The sequence below is a fragment of the Cytobacillus sp. BC1816 genome (assembly GCF_051353635.1).
In the GTDB taxonomy this organism is placed as follows: domain Bacteria; phylum Bacillota; class Bacilli; order Bacillales; family Cytobacillaceae; genus Cytobacillus; species Cytobacillus oceanisediminis_C.
This window is the reverse complement of the sequence record NZ_CP195611.1, coordinates 2,160,651-2,175,645: the sequence shown is the minus strand read 5'-3', so window position 1 is coordinate 2,175,645 and position 14,995 is coordinate 2,160,651. Positions and strand designations below refer to the sequence as shown.

General features: G+C 41.7%; 16 protein-coding genes. All 16 read right to left on the bottom strand.

Annotation, left to right across the window (positions count from 1 at the left end; genetic code table 11):
• Nucleotides 1-159 precede the first annotated feature (159 nt).
• Nucleotides 160-1,053, bottom strand: a complete 894-nt coding sequence (locus ACR42H_RS11200) for an NAD(P)-dependent oxidoreductase (RefSeq protein WP_113883980.1) — start codon at nt 1,051-1,053, stop codon at nt 160-162.
• On the bottom strand, nt 1,050-1,811 hold the full coding sequence (locus ACR42H_RS11195; protein ID WP_436376172.1) for a hydroxypyruvate isomerase family protein: 762 nt from the start codon (nt 1,809-1,811) through the stop codon (nt 1,050-1,052). Before ACR42H_RS11195 ends, ACR42H_RS11200 begins: the two co-directional genes overlap by 4 nt.
• 36 nt (nt 1,812-1,847) lie before the next feature.
• Nucleotides 1,848-2,717 carry an MBL fold metallo-hydrolase gene (locus ACR42H_RS11190; RefSeq protein ID WP_436376171.1) on the bottom strand — a complete coding sequence of 290 codons (870 nt, stop codon included), beginning with the start codon at nt 2,715-2,717 and terminating at the stop codon, nt 1,848-1,850.
• Nucleotides 2,718-2,827: 110 nt separating this feature from the next.
• Nucleotides 2,828-4,438 carry a glycoside hydrolase family 43 protein gene (locus ACR42H_RS11185; RefSeq protein ID WP_436376169.1) on the bottom strand — a complete coding sequence of 537 codons (1,611 nt, stop codon included), beginning with the start codon at nt 4,436-4,438 and terminating at the stop codon, nt 2,828-2,830.
• A 21-nt stretch (nt 4,439-4,459) separates the two neighbouring features.
• Nucleotides 4,460-5,122 (bottom strand): YesL family protein, encoded by a 663-nt coding sequence (locus ACR42H_RS11180; RefSeq protein WP_436376167.1) that lies wholly within the window; start codon nt 5,120-5,122, stop codon nt 4,460-4,462.
• 27 nt (nt 5,123-5,149) lie between these two features.
• Nucleotides 5,150-6,049: a carbohydrate ABC transporter permease gene (locus ACR42H_RS11175; protein ID WP_436376165.1), complete on the bottom strand. Its 900-nt coding sequence runs from the start codon at nt 6,047-6,049 to the stop codon at nt 5,150-5,152.
• Nucleotides 6,050-6,067: 18 nt separating this feature from the next.
• Nucleotides 6,068-6,943 (bottom strand): carbohydrate ABC transporter permease, encoded by an 876-nt coding sequence (locus ACR42H_RS11170; protein ID WP_113883986.1) that lies wholly within the window; start codon nt 6,941-6,943, stop codon nt 6,068-6,070.
• Nucleotides 6,944-7,019: 76 nt separating this feature from the next.
• Entirely contained in the window at nt 7,020-8,333 is a 1,314-nt protein-coding gene (locus ACR42H_RS11165; RefSeq protein ID WP_436376162.1) for an extracellular solute-binding protein, read from the bottom strand.
• A gap of 100 nt (nt 8,334-8,433) precedes the next feature.
• Complete coding sequence (locus tag ACR42H_RS11160; RefSeq protein WP_436376160.1) at nt 8,434-9,225, bottom strand: response regulator transcription factor; 792 nt, start codon at nt 9,223-9,225, stop codon at nt 8,434-8,436.
• Entirely contained in the window at nt 9,194-10,978 is a 1,785-nt protein-coding gene (locus ACR42H_RS11155; RefSeq protein WP_436376158.1) for a histidine kinase, read from the bottom strand. Before ACR42H_RS11155 ends, ACR42H_RS11160 begins: the two co-directional genes overlap by 32 nt.
• Before the next feature lie 195 nt (nt 10,979-11,173).
• Nucleotides 11,174-11,647: a RidA family protein gene (locus tag ACR42H_RS11150; RefSeq protein WP_113883990.1), complete on the bottom strand. Its 474-nt coding sequence runs from the start codon at nt 11,645-11,647 to the stop codon at nt 11,174-11,176.
• A 303-nt stretch (nt 11,648-11,950) separates the two neighbouring features.
• The gene (locus ACR42H_RS11145) at nt 11,951-12,301 is read right to left on the bottom strand and encodes a 2Fe-2S iron-sulfur cluster-binding protein (RefSeq protein ID WP_113883991.1); all 351 of its coding nucleotides are present in this window, start codon (nt 12,299-12,301) and stop codon (nt 11,951-11,953) included.
• A 262-nt stretch (nt 12,302-12,563) separates the two neighbouring features.
• Nucleotides 12,564-13,271: a GntR family transcriptional regulator gene (locus ACR42H_RS11140; protein ID WP_113883992.1), complete on the bottom strand. Its 708-nt coding sequence runs from the start codon at nt 13,269-13,271 to the stop codon at nt 12,564-12,566.
• Between the two features lie 20 nt (nt 13,272-13,291).
• Nucleotides 13,292-13,822 (bottom strand): chromate transporter, encoded by a 531-nt coding sequence (locus tag ACR42H_RS11135; RefSeq protein ID WP_113883993.1) that lies wholly within the window; start codon nt 13,820-13,822, stop codon nt 13,292-13,294.
• The gene (locus ACR42H_RS11130) at nt 13,819-14,415 is read right to left on the bottom strand and encodes a chromate transporter (RefSeq protein ID WP_436376155.1); all 597 of its coding nucleotides are present in this window, start codon (nt 14,413-14,415) and stop codon (nt 13,819-13,821) included. The genes ACR42H_RS11135 and ACR42H_RS11130 overlap by 4 nt, the downstream gene beginning before the upstream one ends.
• 84 nt (nt 14,416-14,499) lie before the next feature.
• Nucleotides 14,500-14,979 carry a GlcG/HbpS family heme-binding protein gene (locus tag ACR42H_RS11125; RefSeq protein ID WP_113883995.1) on the bottom strand — a complete coding sequence of 160 codons (480 nt, stop codon included), beginning with the start codon at nt 14,977-14,979 and terminating at the stop codon, nt 14,500-14,502.
• Nucleotides 14,980-14,995: the final 16 nt, after the last annotated feature.

Genomic DNA, 14,995 nt, shown 5'->3' with positions numbered 1-14,995 from the left:
GAAGGTTATCGGAAAAGTTCGGTTTTTCTCGTTGGATTTTATCTGCCTGTATTTTGGTTTATCCCAGCATTTTAAATATATTGGTCAGTTTTTTTATACTGGCTTTCTGCTATACATACCAAATGAATGCTAATAACCGAGCATTCCTGTCTCCGCTGATTACTTTTTCCTCTTCACAATAATGCCTGCGTCTTCCTCCAGAGGTTTTATTACTGCCGACATATCCTGTTCGCTATGACCTTGCTCAGCGGCTGTCTGGAATGCTTTTTCAGCCAGTTGCCCGGTAAACTGGTTTAGGCCGGCCTCCTGTAAAAGCTGGTTGGCAAGCCGGACATCTTTATGGACATATTTCACTGCCCCTCCTGGTGTGAAGTGGCGATTGAATACGTATTGTTCCATATGCCTGCGCAGAATTCTGCTGTCACCATAGCTTGTCTTCAGCACTTTCAAGAGCTGTTCGGAATCCAGACCATAAGCAGATCCGGCTACCATAGCCTCTGATGCAGCCAGAGAGTGAACAGCAACAAGATACTGATTAATCAGTTTGGCAATGCTGCCTGAGCCCGAAGGTCCCAGATATTCTATGGTGTCACCGAGCACCTCCAGTACCTGCTTAACTTTATGAAATGCCACTTCCTCGCCGCCTGCCATGATTGTTAATGTCCCGCTTTCTGCTCCTTCAGGACCGCCGCTAACCGGACAGTCAAGATAACTGATCTTTTTTGCATCTGTCATCTCAAAGATTGTTTTACTCGTGTCGGCCCCTACCGATGTAAAGTCAATGCATATCGTTCCGGGCCGGGCAGTATGTATGATCCCCTCTTTACCTGTATAGACGTTCAGCACATCGTCCGGCATAGAAAGACATGTACACACGACTTGACATTGGCTGACCAGGCTGCTGATCGTTTCCGAATAAAAGGCACCCAGCTCAATAAGGGGCTGTGCTTTTTCAATTGTCCGATTATGAACCATGAGGTGAAAACCATTGCCCAGGAGGCGCTTGGCCATCCTCGATCCCATTACTCCTGTACCAATAAATCCAACCTTCATGATATCACCCCTTTCAGCCAAGCAAAACTCTCTTCACTTCTGCCTTGCGGATTATATTCAAGACCAATTAAACCTCGATAGTGTTTACTCAAATATTGAAGAATATCGGTATAATTCATTTCACCTGTCCCTGGCTCCTGTCTGCCCGGATGGTCAGCAATTTGCACATGCGAAACCAGCTCAGCGTATTTTTGATACATGGAAAGAGAATGGCCATGAATTTTTTCGATATGGTAAAAGTCGAATTGAAGCCTCACATTCGGCAAAGCGACACGAAGGATTATGTCTGCTGCCTGCTGGATATCATTTAAGAAATAGCCAGGCATATCGAATGGATTGATAGGCTCAACTAATAGGGTTATCTCATGCTTAGACATTGCAGTGCCCGCAAAAAGGAGATTTTCTATAAAAACTTCCAGATTATTATCTGGGTGTATCCCCGCCATACAATGTATCATTTTAACTCCAAGGCCATTAGCATAACGGATCCCCTTTTCAACTGATCTTTTAAATTCTTCTATGCGCTCTGGGTCTGCTGCCAGGCCACGGTCCCCTTTTTCCCATTGACCTGGCGGCAGGTTAATTAAGTCCATCGATAACTGGTTTTGCTTAAGCTCTTTTTTGATTTCTTCTATTGTATATGTATATGGAAACTGGCACTCCACATAAACAAAACCAGCTTCACGGGCTTTTTTGAACCGCTCCAAAAAAGGAACCTCTGTAAAAACGGTTGAAAGATTAACAGAATATCTATTCATGGCAGCCTCCCTTAAAAAGGATTTTTTACTTTCAAATTAAACTGCAGAAGTTTTTTGCAGTTCATAGCCATTTACAAAGTACTGCATCGTTTCTTGCTCATTATCATTCAGTTCACGATTGACATAGGATTTATAGGCATTCTTCATTTCTTCCATCTGTCCTTCGAATTCTTCTGTTAGACGTGCTGCCATCCTGAGCATGGCCGCTTCCTCCTGGTACTCTGCCTTTGAGATGGCCGTCCCGTGGGACAAGATATATGTATCTGCATCAAACTGATCCAATGCATCCATTAGCTGAAGCACGCGGCTTGCCGTGTAATTCCATTTACTTGCGTAAAGATTCGCGTAAATCGCATCACCCAGAAATAATATTTTTTCTTCTTTTATATATACCACCACCGAATCTGGAGAATGGTCACCGCCGACTTGCTGCAGTTGGCAAGCCACACCGCCAAGATCTATTTCTAGTTTTTTCTCGAACGTGATATCTGGAAGTTTAATCTTAATTCTTCGATCATTACCATACTCTTTCTTAATGGCGCTCGCGCAAAATTCTATTTCGACTCCACTTTCCACACGCTCATCCAATGCATCATCTGTCCATTGAAAAGGGATTAGTTTTTCTATTTCAGCTTTGGTGAGTCTGGAAGCAATAGATGGAATATCAAGCGCAGACAGGCCGAAAATATGATCCCAGTGCCAATGAGTCAGCACCACCATCCTTGGTGAAGGTATACCCTGTTTCTCCAGTTCGCTTAAAAATAATTGGGCATGAGCTTTTGAATTGCCTGAATCAATCATCAAAGTCATTCGATCCCCGACCACTGCCCCTAAAATAGGACGGTCAGTTTCTGAAACAGGAGTTTGATACCAAAACCTGTGCCTAATTTTTACTAAAGTTTGCATAAAATCCTCCCTGCGATCTTTTGTACATTAATTCGTTAAAAGTGAAGAGAATCCTTTTTCTCTATTATATAGAAAAAAACTGCTCAATACCTGAGCAGCCCATTTTATCATTAAGATTCGCCTTTATAAACAAAGTAATCAAAATCGGCAAATTGATTTTGGCCGGAAGTGTCCTGACATTGCATGCCGACGAATGCACCTGTAAAAAACCCGCCGCCCTTTATGTAATCATCCGATAATTTATGGGATTGGAAAGGAACTGCAAGTTCTATCCAGTTCTCACCATCGAATGAATAAGAATAATTATACTCATGGTTATGGACATTTACACGAAGGTAAACATATTTCACGTCTGCCGGAATTTCAATTTCATTCCCTTTTAACGGCTGTGAGAATGTAAGATTATCGCATGACACCAATTCAAGGATTCGTCCTTTATCTTCATTCCAGCTGACCTGGCATGACGTCCAGTTTTCAGTATTATAATAATTGACGAGTCCGGCAGATTGCTGGAAGGTTTTGGGCTCAAACGCCACCTTTGTTTCAGCAGTAAAGGAAAAATGCTGCCATCTCCTAGCTATGAAGGCCTGTGTAAATTTGGATGTTAAGCTTTCTTTCCCATATAATCGAAGATGGCCTGGGTTTTCCTTCAATGATACAATATGGTCCCCAAGCGGAATCCTTAAATTCTGGAAATGCAGGTTTAGGGTTTCACTATCAAAATCGTCTTTTTCCGGAAAATCTCTTCCCCACTTTGCTTCCTTAATCTTTGGCCCTTCTATTTCAACGGAAGGCTCGTTCCCGCAAGTCACATAAGGCCAGTCATCCTTCCATTCCAGCCTTTGTATGGCAGTCTCCCTTCCAAGAGGACAATAACCGCGCGGGTCAAGTAAGGGATGTCCCTCTCTTGTTAAGGGGCGTCCTGTTAGATGGACAAGAAACCATTCATCTGTATGGGTTTGTACCATTGAGGCGTGTCCGGCCTTTTGCAGTGGGTTCCTCGGTGACCCAAAAGATGAAATGAGCGGATTTTCAGGGTGTACATCATATGGCCCCCTAATATTCTTTGATCTCGCAATAGTGGCCTGATGATCATATTTAGTCCCGCCTTCAGCAGTCAGCAAATAATAATAACCATTGATTTTATACAAATGCGGAGCTTCTGTCAGTTTGATATCGGTCCCCTTGAAAATGACCTCCGCTTTCCCTGTCAGCTTTTGCTTCTGTACATCATATTCCTGCAAAGCAATTCCGTAAAAATTGTGATGGCCGGCACGGTGATCCCACACCATATTGACCAAATATTTTTTTCCGTCCTCATCATGAAACATAGAAGGGTCAAATCCTGAACTATTTAAATACACAGGATCAGACCATTCCCCTTCAACGTTTTCACATACTGAAAGATAATTATGGCAATCCTTCCACTGGCCATCCACCACTTTTACATCCGTATAAATAAGCCAGAACTGGCCATCATGATAGGATAAAGCAGGTGCCCAAACCCCGCCTGAATCCGGATTTCCTGTCATATTAAGCTGGCTTATCCGGTTTAATGGCCTTGCAGCCAGACGCCAATTTTTCAGATCCTTAGAATGATAGATTCCAACACCGGGAAACCACTCAAAAGTGGAAACAGCAATATAATAATCTTCTCCCACCCGGCAAATGCTCGGATCAGGATTAAATCCTGTTAAAATCGGATTGCGTATGAGTGCCATTTGACCACACCTTTCATTTTCTTAAATATGTCTGCTTAAGCCGGATTGCCTGAACGGTTCTCGCTGCCGGTGCTTTTCCCTCGCTTCAATTTTCCTAAAACTGTACATTCCCCCGCACATCAGAATCCATGTAATGGAAACAGCGCTAAAGAAGGGAATAAATGCAGGACTGTACAACAGCATAATAATGATGGATCCGGCAGAGCCTGCTAAAATTAGGGTAAGATGCAGGTTCAGGATCCCAAGCAGACATGAATTTTTTAGATATTCAGTTACTCTTAAATCGTAATGTACATAAACCGGAAAAAGATACATCAGAGTAATGAAATAGAGAGCAGATATAATCAGCAGCGGTACGAAAAATAGCAGCTGCTGAACCCCTTCTAGGCCATTAACAAAATGTAAATCCAAAAGAATGAACCCCGCGCAGATGACAAGTATGAAACCAAGCAAATTAGATTTAAAGAATTCCTTTTTATAGATTGATAGGAAAGTATCCCAAAGAGGCACTTCTGTATGTTTCATCTGCCATTTGCGGACGATAGTGAAGAGGGATACGGTTGCCGGCATGAAGCCAAATACGATTAGCCCCGCCACCGTAAATAAAAACCAGAGCAAGTTAACATAAGCAAGCTTCATAATCCATTCACATATTGTAAATAGCTTGCCCAGCGTATTTTGCATGTTTGTCACCTCCTCTGCTTTGAATCATTAGCCTTTAACCGAACCGGATGCTATCCCCTCAATGATGCGATTGCTTAATATCAGAAAGGCGATTAATATTGGCAGGATGCTGATGACCAGTGTGGCACCGATAGCCCCCCAATCCGTAGTATACTGGCCAATGAAATTCTGGATCCCAACGGTGAGTGTTTTAAAGCTATCCGAACTGATAAATGTATTCACAAATACAAATTCATTCCAGTTGTAGATCATATTAATAATCGCAGCAGTTGCCATTACCGGCATCGTCATAGGCAGTGTTATTTTAAAGAAAATATGATGTATGGATGCGCCATCCATGACTGCTGCTTCCTCAACCTCCCGTGGCAAAGCTTCATAGAAGCCCAGCAAAATCATAATAGTGATTGGAAGGTTAAAAGCTGTGTAAGTTAGAATAATGGATAACGGATTATCAATCAGATTGATATTGGTAAAAGTGCTGAATAAAGGGATCAATGTTGAATGGACCGGTATCATTAAACCTACCATAAACAGTCCCAGCACCAGCCTGCTGCCTTTCCAATGCATTCGCGTAATGGCAAAAGTAACCATGCTGGCTAAAACAACAGTCAGAATGACGGCTGCAAGGGTGTACGTTACACTATTTATAAAATAGAGGCTAATGTTTCCTTCCGTCCAAACCTTTGCGTAATTTTCCCATTTAGGGTTTGCAGGCAATGAGAATGGAGACATATTGAAGACTTCCTGGTTGTTTTTCAAGGAAAAAAGAAATAACCAGATAATCGGGAAAATCTGAAACACGGCGACCAGAACCAGGAACACATACATGATGCCATATGCTATACGGTTCATGATCGGTTTTGAGACAAGCTTTGTGTCCAGTCCATTTCCTATGCGTGGAGTGCCATCAGGTTTTACTGTTTCCATACATTTTCCTCCCTTCCATTAATAGATATCTTCATTAGCAGCTGTAAATCTGCGGATGATGTAGGTAACAACAAGACAAATGACCAGCAGAAAAAATCCGATGGCACTTGCATATCCAAAGTCAAAACCTTTAAATGCTTTTTGATACATATACGACGCCATTACTTCGCTCGCTCCATTCGGACCGCCTCCGGTCATGACATAAATCAGGTCAAAGTATTTCAGCGAGCCTACGACTGCAAGAACAATTGTTACTTTAATTACATTCATTATCAAAGGAAGCTTTATTTTTAGGGCAATCTGCCATGGAGAAGCCCCATCAATTCTTGCTGCTTCAACAAGTGATTCGGGAATATTTTTTAATGCTGCATAATAAATGAGAATGTAAAAACCTGCGTATTGCCATATAATTGGTATAATGATGGCATAAAGTGCGAGATTGGCATCCGCAAGCCATGCAGGCGGATCTTCAATGCCGCTAGCCATTAACACTGTGTTCAGCATGCCATTTGAAGGGTGGTATATTTTCATCCAAAGCTGTGCAATTGCGACTGATGCCAGCAGCATGGGGATCAGGTATATCTTCCTTAATAAATCTGCACCTTTGATTTTACCGGCGAGGATAATGGAAATGAACAAGTAACCGATTAGACTTATTGCTGAAAACAGGGCCAGCAAAAAGGAATGCAATGCACTTCTCCAAAAGAGTGCATCTTTCATCAGTACCTTGTAATTCTTTAAGCCGATGAAATCCATTTCTCCAATGCCATTCCATTTCATTAAACCATAGTAGCCTGTCTGCACAATCGGTATATAGATCAGCGCAAGGACCAGGAAAAGGGCAGGTGTGATGTACAGTGCAAGGACTTTTTTATTGGAAAGCACTTTATTCATTTCATTTCAGCTCCTTCCTGTTAGAATTGGAAAGGATATACCCCGCCAGCAGATATATCCTTTTCCGGGAATGCTGTTAATTCCCTTCCTCAGCCTTAAGAGCCTCTTCATGCTGTTTGGCATAATCAGATGGTTTTACTTCATTGCCGAACAGTGATTGTATAAGGTTTAAATGTGTTTCTGCAACCGAAGCACTCATTTGGACATCAGCAAATAAGGTTAAGCTGCTGGCTTTATTTAACTCGTTTAAGACATCAATATACAGGTCTGGAAGATCCACTTTACCGGTATCAACCTTCGTGGCAGGAATTACACCCGCTTTTTCAACAGATTGCTCTCCCCACTTTTCAACAAAAAACTTTACAAATTCTTTTGATTCATCTTTAACCTTTGAATTCTCAGCAACGAATAACCCTACTCCCGGGCCGCCCACCCAGCTGTCGATATTTCCTTTGCCGCCGTCAACGGTCGGGAATTTAAAGAACCCAACGCTATCCCTGAAATCCTGCGGGATTTCTTCATTCGTCGTAAAATTAGGGAGCTCCCAGGTTCCCATAAGATACATTGCCGCATTTCCGTTCAGGAACTCAGCCTTTCCTTCATCATTTGAAAGTCCATTATAGCCTTTATTAAATGCGTTCTCTTTGACAAGTTTTTGAATTTCTTCAGCAGCCGATACCAGTGCCGGATCTTCGAACGAACCGGAGCGGTCAATGGCTTTATTAAGAACTTCAGCCCCGCCAATTCGGTCTGCCAGGTACATGTACCACAAGGATCCTGTCCAGCGGTCTTTATTTCCAAGTGCAATCGGAGCAACACCGTTGTCTGTCAATGTCTTAACAGCATTTTCTAACTCGCTGTAAGTTTGGGGTACATCAAGATTATATTTCTCAAAAATTTCTTTATTGTAGTAAATAGGTGCAATGTTCAGCTCAAGAGGCAGACCATAGGTTTTTCCATCGAGAGCATAGGCTTCCGTAGTCCCGCTGACAAAAGACTCCTTCAAACCATCATTTAATACATCATCCAGCTCGGCAAATAGACTGCCCTTCACAAATGGAGTCATATATCCCGCTGCCCAGGTAAACCCTACATCCGGCAATTCATTAGAAGATGAAAGAACCTTGATTTTATTTTTGTACTGTTCATTTTCCAGAACTTCGACTTCAATTTTCACATCTTCATGCTCGGCTTCATATTGTTCAATAATATCTGTAACAATCTGATTTTGCTGCTTGGAACTTCCTGCCGGCCATAAATGCATGAATTTAATGGTTTTTTTAGAACCGTTTTCACCACTGGCCGTATCCGTATTTCCGCTGCATCCTGCTAGCGCTGCTACTAGGATCATCACTGCAATAAGTAAAAATGAATGCGCTTTCTTAGGCATTTCTAAACCCCCTATTTCTTAATTATTCTAACAATTCTAATGATAACACCACTAAAAAATCGCGGTAAGGTAACCGCGATTGGGAAAAATTCCACTATTTTTAGATTGGAGTTTCATCAAGTTCGGTCAGCTTCCGGTATTTGCTGGGGGTCACACCTTCCGAGTCTTTAAAAAGCTTAATAAAGTACTTGGCTGTTTGATAACCGGCCTGCCGGGCCACTTCATCTATTGGCAAATCCGTGGTTATGAGCAGCTTTTTCGCCAATTGCAGCCTTTTTCTTGTCAAATATTCACTAAATGTAATGCTGGTCTGCTCTTTAAACATCGCACTAAAATAACTGGCATTCAAATGCACTGCATCAGCGACTTCCTTGAGAGAAATCTGTTCCGGAATGTTTTTGTTCACATAAGCAATAGCTTGTTTGACAGATGAATTTACATACTCTTTTTTTGCTTCCAGCTCTAACAGGCCCTGATCTGCAACTTTCTCCAAATAATCTGCCCTGATCATATGTTCTTCCGTATCAAGGGCCTCTTCAATAGCCTTTATAAGACTTTCCTTCCGCAGTGGTTTGACCAGATAGTTGAGAACACCGAGCCGGATGGCTTCCTGGGCATATTCAAAATCAGGATAGCCTGAAACAATCATGACAGCCGGCTTGTATCCTTGGTTTCTAATGTTTTTCAGCAGTGCCAATCCAGTCATTTCTGGCATGCATATATCTGTAATAAGCAGGTTCACTCTGGTTCTCTTGAATAATTCTAAAGCTTCATGTCCATCAGCTGCGCTTAGAATCTCAAATCTCCCTGCTGACCATCCTTCCAGTGTCTTTTTCAGCCCCTGTCTTGTGGTTTCTTCATCATCCACTATTAAGATTATCTTTGTATTCACCTTTAATTCCCTCCCCCGCAGGTATTACGAACACAACTTTAGTGCCTGAACCCAACTCACTTTCCAGATGAAGACCGCCAAGGGAATAGGCATCATAATAAAGGCTGAGCCTTTTGTTAACGTTTGTCAGCGCCATCCCAATCCCTTTAAATGAAGAAACATTCTCTTTTTTTATCTCCTCGTTTAACTGATGGAGCTCCTTATGATCAATACCTGGCCCGTTATCCTGCACCGTGATTTTGATCGAGTCCCCACCGGCTGATTCATCTAATTGGATAAGGACAGTTCCTTGTATTCTCTTATTTTCAATTCCATGCTGTATAGCATTTTCAACTAATGGCTGTATAATCAGTTTTGGTATTTTCACACCAAGGAGCTTGGGTGGTGCAGCAATTTTCCATAACAGTCTTTCGCCAAGCCGCATTTTCATTAGGCCCATATACCGTTCAATATGATCAAGTTCATCATGTATGGTAACCCATTCAGAGGAGCTTCGATTCCCGATTGTATATCGGAAAAGTTCAGACATTGAAATGACAATCTCAGCCAATTCCTCTTCCTCTTTCTCCTCCAGGGACCAGTACAGTGCATTTAGAGTGTTGTAAAGAAAATGCGGATCAATTTGGGCCTGCAGTGCCTTCAGTTCAGTTCGTGACCGGAGCAATTCTTTTTCATAAACAACTTGGATTAAGTGGTTGGTCCTTTCAACCATTTTATTGTAGGTGTTATTTAATTCAATAAATTCAAGTGAGGAATTACTCTCAGGATTCAGTTTTAATTCATCCATTTTGGCATTTTTCATCGTATTAGTCAGTTTCTTAATCGGTCTGGTGATCATGGTAGCGAGCACTATGGACGAAATGACAAATAAAAAGAAACCAAGGGAAACAGCTAAAACTATTACAGCACGAACTTTCGAAACGCCCTGAAGCAGAAAACTCATCGGCTTCAGGATGACAAAAGTCCAGCCTGTCAGAGCTGACTTTTCGGTAACAGCCATATATTCCTGACCATGGATCATAATCGATTTTTCCTCTTGCTGGATAATGCTTTTTATGTCAATTCCGTAATCATAAGTAATGGGCGTTAAGTCGCGATCGAGAAGCATCATATAATCATTTTGTCCGTTTTCTTGATTATTGCCCTGAACCTGAAAATAACTGTTGGAAATACGGACGACAAGATAACCGCCATTCGTGAACCAGCGATCCATCAGACTGACTCTCCGTATGGCAGCAGAATAGCTGCTGTTCCCATGATCCTTCCCTGTCCAAACAAGCTTACCCTTTTCCTTGTCAGCGGCTTTTACCCACTTTGAATCGACAACTTTAAAAATATTTTTCCCATCGAATGGAAAAATCCTTTTGCCTTCTGTATTATACAGTTCAATTGAAGATATTCCATCTGAGTATGCATATGTATTATTGATGATTTTTATCAGGGATTCCAATTTTCCATAATCCATTTTTTCCCCTTCAAGCATCTTTAGCAGCATTTGCTGAACATTACTATTGGTCATGAGCTGATTAGTCAGAGTATCAATTTGTTTATAAAGTGTTTCCATTCTTCCGTTGGCTTCTGCAGCGGTTTGCTGAATCTGGCGTTCTGCATTTTGCCTGAAAAAGCCGCCTAATTGGTCGTAAACAACGAGTGAAACAAATGCCAGGACAAAAAGCATGACGCTTAAAAACACTGCTAAAATCTGGTTCCGCAGTGTATTGAATTTTCTTAAAGAAGAAAGAAAGCTCTCCATATGAATCACCTATTCTCAGGTTATCTAATATATTTATTTAAATATAGCAGATTTAAAGTTGGATAACATGAAAACCCTTACATTATTTTATTTGGGCTTTCACCCTCCTTTATTCTTTTTGAAAGCATACGGCATTTTATTTATGGAGCATAAATAGAAAAACTGCTCAATACCTGAGCAGCCCTTGTTTGAAAGTTATTCTATTTCAACGATCATTTCAATTTCTACAGGGGCTCCGCCTGGAAGGGAGGCAAGCCCCACAGCTTTGCGGGCATGTCCATTTTCCTTGCCGAAAATGTCATGAAGCAAATCTGATGCAGCGTTAATGACTATAGGATGATTTTTAAAGCTGCTTGTTGAGGCAACGTATCCATCCATTTTGATGATTCTTTTTACTTTATTTAAATCTCCAATGATCTCTTTAAGGGCTGCCAGCAAATTCAGCGTACAAATTCTTGCTGCATCCTTTGCTTCCTCGATAGAGATATCTTCCCCGACAATACCTGCATATTTTTGTGCACCATTTACCCTGGGTGTTTGTCCGGATAAAAAGACTGTATTGCCTGAGATAACACCCGGTTCGAAAGGCATTCGGATATCAGCCAATACTGGGAGCTGGATATTCAGCTCTTCCAGTCTTTCTTCAATCCCCTTTTTTATCCCTTTCATCGCTATGCCTCCTGGGAAACACTTTGTTTTAATGAAGAATATAGTTGTTTAGTGAATTTAAATGAGCGGTGAGTATAATAGACTTTGGCGAAAGCATGATTTTCACAAAGTGAGCATTTGATTTCATATGGAGCTTTTCGAATATGAGGAGTTTTTAATATTTGCATGGCTTCTTTTAAATGTGTGCTGCAAACCCACATAATGTCACCTTCTTCTATTTTATTGGGATTCTATATACTATTACATTCTGTAATGGGCAAATGCTGTTGGTTTCATCCATTACAGAATGCAGTATTCGTAATCTCATTTTCCTGTTGTAACGGTTTGCTTTAATTTATCCGGCTTTCTCTTTTTTACCTGATCCGTAACTTCATCGTCCCATGAAATGGTGATATCCCCGTCTGTAACAAATGTCTGGCAGCCTAAACGATACCCTTTCTCCAGCCAATCTTCTCCCAGCTTCCTTCTTTCCTGGATTTTTACGTTGTCCAGGTATTCTGCTCCTTCTTCGGTTTTAAAAACACAAGTGCCGCAAATTCCACCGCCGCAGCGATTTGGCAGATCTCCATCATAGCGGAGCGACATTCTTAATATATTAGAATCCTCAGGCACTTCCAGAGTTTTGTTGCTGTTGACAAAATGGATGTTTGGCATGATTGAATTCCTCCCTGTGAGTTCGTTTCTTGGTTCTTGGTATACAATATACCATATAAATAATATTCAGACAATACTAAACTTTTAAATATTTTATCTTAGAATCCCGTAACTGCAGCAGTGCCTTGCCCTGTGACCCTTGTGCATTCTATAGTCGATATTCTTGGCACATATTCCCACTGGTTTCTTCTCCCTCTAAGGCCAGTTCGGACTGATTTCTTCCTCTCCTGTCCGAAGGAACTTTCATTATTTTCTTTTACAGTCATTCATAAACATTTTGCTGTTGAAATTTTAGCAGGTCCCTTTTTTTAATGCTGTTCATATACGCCATGTAAGCTTTCTTCGAATTTTCAATATGAATCCTCATCAGGTATTCAGCTATTTCGGCATCTTTATCGCGCAGTGCCTTCATTATATCGATATGTTCTTTTAATGAGACCTTCCTTCGTCCTGGTGTTTCATATCCCATATTGGCCGCCATATGAATAAAATCGATCAAGCCTGATAGGATTTCATATAGTTTTGGACTTTTGGATGCTTTATTAATCAGCCTGTTCATTTGAATATGTTCGAAATTGAAGTTTTCTTCATCCTGTTCACTTAGCTCCATTAGTTCCTTAATTTTGAGATCCAGTTCTTTTTGTGTGCCTGTATCCATTCTTTGTGCTGCCAGTTTTACAGCCAGCACTTCCAGAGAAGAGAGAATCGTAAATACCTCCAATACTTCATCCTCTGAGATATTGGAGATGACGACCCCTTTTCTGGGAACTGTTTTCACGAAACCTTGAGATTCCAGCCTGAACAGAGCCTCCCGAATCGGAGTGCGGCTAATGTTGAGCCTGGCTGCGAGCTCCCTTTCTACCAGTCTGTCTCCAGCCTGGTATTCTCCTTCTAAAATGAGTTTTTTCAGATACAAATACGCATGTTCGCGTATGGATATTAAGTTATTTTCCTCCCATGTTCTATCCATTTTATCACCGCCTATTTTTATTAAGATAAAAAGATCCCTCCATAAAATAAAGCTCCAAATATAACAAGCGAAGGATGAACCTTGAATTTGATTAATGTTAAATAGCTAACTGCTGCAAGAAGTATAAGATGCAGCATTCCGCTGTTTTCAAAGGCTGTCAAAAAGAACTGGTAGGCCATGACAGCCAGGAGGACAGCAATGATAGGCTGCACGGATTTGGTCATTAGCTTCACTTTAGGGGAATCTTTGAATAAATTAACAAACTTAAACAGGACGATGACTGCCAGCGCTGATGGCAGGATGGTAGCTGCTAAAGCAACTGCCGCCCCTAAAACCCCGCCTAATTCATAGCCGATGAATCCGGCCATTTTCGTTGCTATGGGACCCGGCAGCGCATTGGCAATGGCGAGAACATCCCCAAATTCAGATAGCTTCATCCAGCCATTGTTGTTCACTACTTCAATTTGAATGAGGGGAATCGTTGCGGGACCCCCTCCGTATCCTAGTAGATTCGCTACAAAAAATGCCCAAAAGATCTCCCAATATATCATGAACTTTTCTCCCTTACTGGCAAGTACTCTTCAATTGCCTTTTTATTCGCCTGCTCCTTCCGATGGGCAATATAAAATGCTGTGCTTAAGACTATCGCAATTAAAATACCGGGATGCCATTCCATAAACTGAACAAATACCAGTGATACACCAGCCAGCATAAGGTTTTTCGGAAGCCCTAAGCCCTGGCTTCCTTTCTGATAAAAACGGTAGGCCATCTCTGCCAGCATAAAACCGATGACAGGTGTCACTCCCTGCACCATTCCGCTTACAATTGGGGACTGGCGGAAAGAGTATAAAACGCCAAGCAAAGCTAGCATGGCAATAATGGAAGGTAGGATATGTGTAAGGATGGCTACAGCGGCACCCATGCTGCCTTTTACTTTGTAGCCGATATAGGCAGCCATTTTCGTTGCAATCGGTCCTGGCAGCGTATTGGCTAATGCCAGAATCTCCCCGAATTCCTCCTCCGTCATCCATTTATATTTCTTAACTGCTTCAAATTCTATCAGCGGTATTGTCGAAGGACCTCCTCCATACCCTGTCACACCGGTGCGTGCAAATCCAATCGTCAATTCAAGATAAGGCTTCATGCGATCCTCCCCTTATTTAGGTGTTTTTGACTGAAGAAGGACCTCATTCCGCTATCTATTAACAACGAATGAGGTCCCTTTCTATTATTTTTTAATATCTGCTTCGGTTACGACTTCATAGCCGTCTTTTTCCAAATAAGATTGAAGGGCTTTTAATGCAGCCGTCCCAACAGCCGTATCCTGCTCGCCATTTCCTCCGCTGATGCCGATTCCGCCAACGACTTCACCATTAACCACAATTGGGAACCCTCCCACAAACACAGCAAATTTGCCATTTAGCATATGCTGGATGCCAAATGCCTCATTGCCTGGAAGGGCAGGCCCGTTCGGTTCTTTATTGAATAGATGGGTGGAGCGTTTATGGCCGGCAGCAGTGTAAGCCTTTGCAATCGCAATTTCAGGCCCGGTGATTCTTGCTCCATTCATGCGTTCGAGTGCAATCACACTTCCGCCGTCATCGACAATTGCAATGGTTTCAAACACATTGATTTCCGCTGATTTTTCTTTTGCTGCTTCAATCATCAATTTTGCTTCTTCCAATTCAAGCTTTATAGCAGTTTTCATCTTCATTCTCCTTCTG

Bases quoted from the DNA above. Each gene is read 5' to 3' on its own strand.
- ACR42H_RS11175 (WP_436376165.1), bottom strand. From the start codon at position 6,049: ATGGAAACAGTAAAACCTGATGGCACTCCACGCATAGGAAATGGACTG.
- ACR42H_RS11185 (WP_436376169.1), bottom strand. From the start codon at position 4,438: ATGGCACTCATACGCAATCCGATTTTAACAGGATTTAATCCTGATCCG.
- ACR42H_RS11135 (WP_113883993.1), bottom strand. From the start codon at position 13,822: ATGATATATTGGGAGATCTTTTGGGCATTTTTTGTAGCGAATCTACTA.
- ACR42H_RS11195 (WP_436376172.1), bottom strand. From the start codon at position 1,811: ATGAATAGATATTCTGTTAATCTTTCAACCGTTTTTACAGAGGTTCCT.
- ACR42H_RS11130 (WP_436376155.1), bottom strand. From the start codon at position 14,415: ATGAAGCCTTATCTTGAATTGACGATTGGATTTGCACGCACCGGTGTG.
- ACR42H_RS11170 (WP_113883986.1), bottom strand. From the start codon at position 6,943: ATGAATAAAGTGCTTTCCAATAAAAAAGTCCTTGCACTGTACATCACA.
- ACR42H_RS11145 (WP_113883991.1), bottom strand. From the start codon at position 12,301: ATGCCAAACATCCATTTTGTCAACAGCAACAAAACTCTGGAAGTGCCT.
- ACR42H_RS11200 (WP_113883980.1), bottom strand. From the start codon at position 1,053: ATGAAGGTTGGATTTATTGGTACAGGAGTAATGGGATCGAGGATGGCC.
- ACR42H_RS11150 (WP_113883990.1), bottom strand. From the start codon at position 11,647: ATGAAAGGGATAAAAAAGGGGATTGAAGAAAGACTGGAAGAGCTGAAT.
- ACR42H_RS11155 (WP_436376158.1), bottom strand. From the start codon at position 10,978: ATGGAGAGCTTTCTTTCTTCTTTAAGAAAATTCAATACACTGCGGAAC.
- ACR42H_RS11125 (WP_113883995.1), bottom strand. From the start codon at position 14,979: ATGAAAACTGCTATAAAGCTTGAATTGGAAGAAGCAAAATTGATGATT.
- ACR42H_RS11180 (WP_436376167.1), bottom strand. From the start codon at position 5,122: ATGCAAAATACGCTGGGCAAGCTATTTACAATATGTGAATGGATTATG.
- ACR42H_RS11190 (WP_436376171.1), bottom strand. From the start codon at position 2,717: ATGCAAACTTTAGTAAAAATTAGGCACAGGTTTTGGTATCAAACTCCT.
- ACR42H_RS11140 (WP_113883992.1), bottom strand. From the start codon at position 13,271: ATGGATAGAACATGGGAGGAAAATAACTTAATATCCATACGCGAACAT.
- ACR42H_RS11165 (WP_436376162.1), bottom strand. From the start codon at position 8,333: ATGCCTAAGAAAGCGCATTCATTTTTACTTATTGCAGTGATGATCCTA.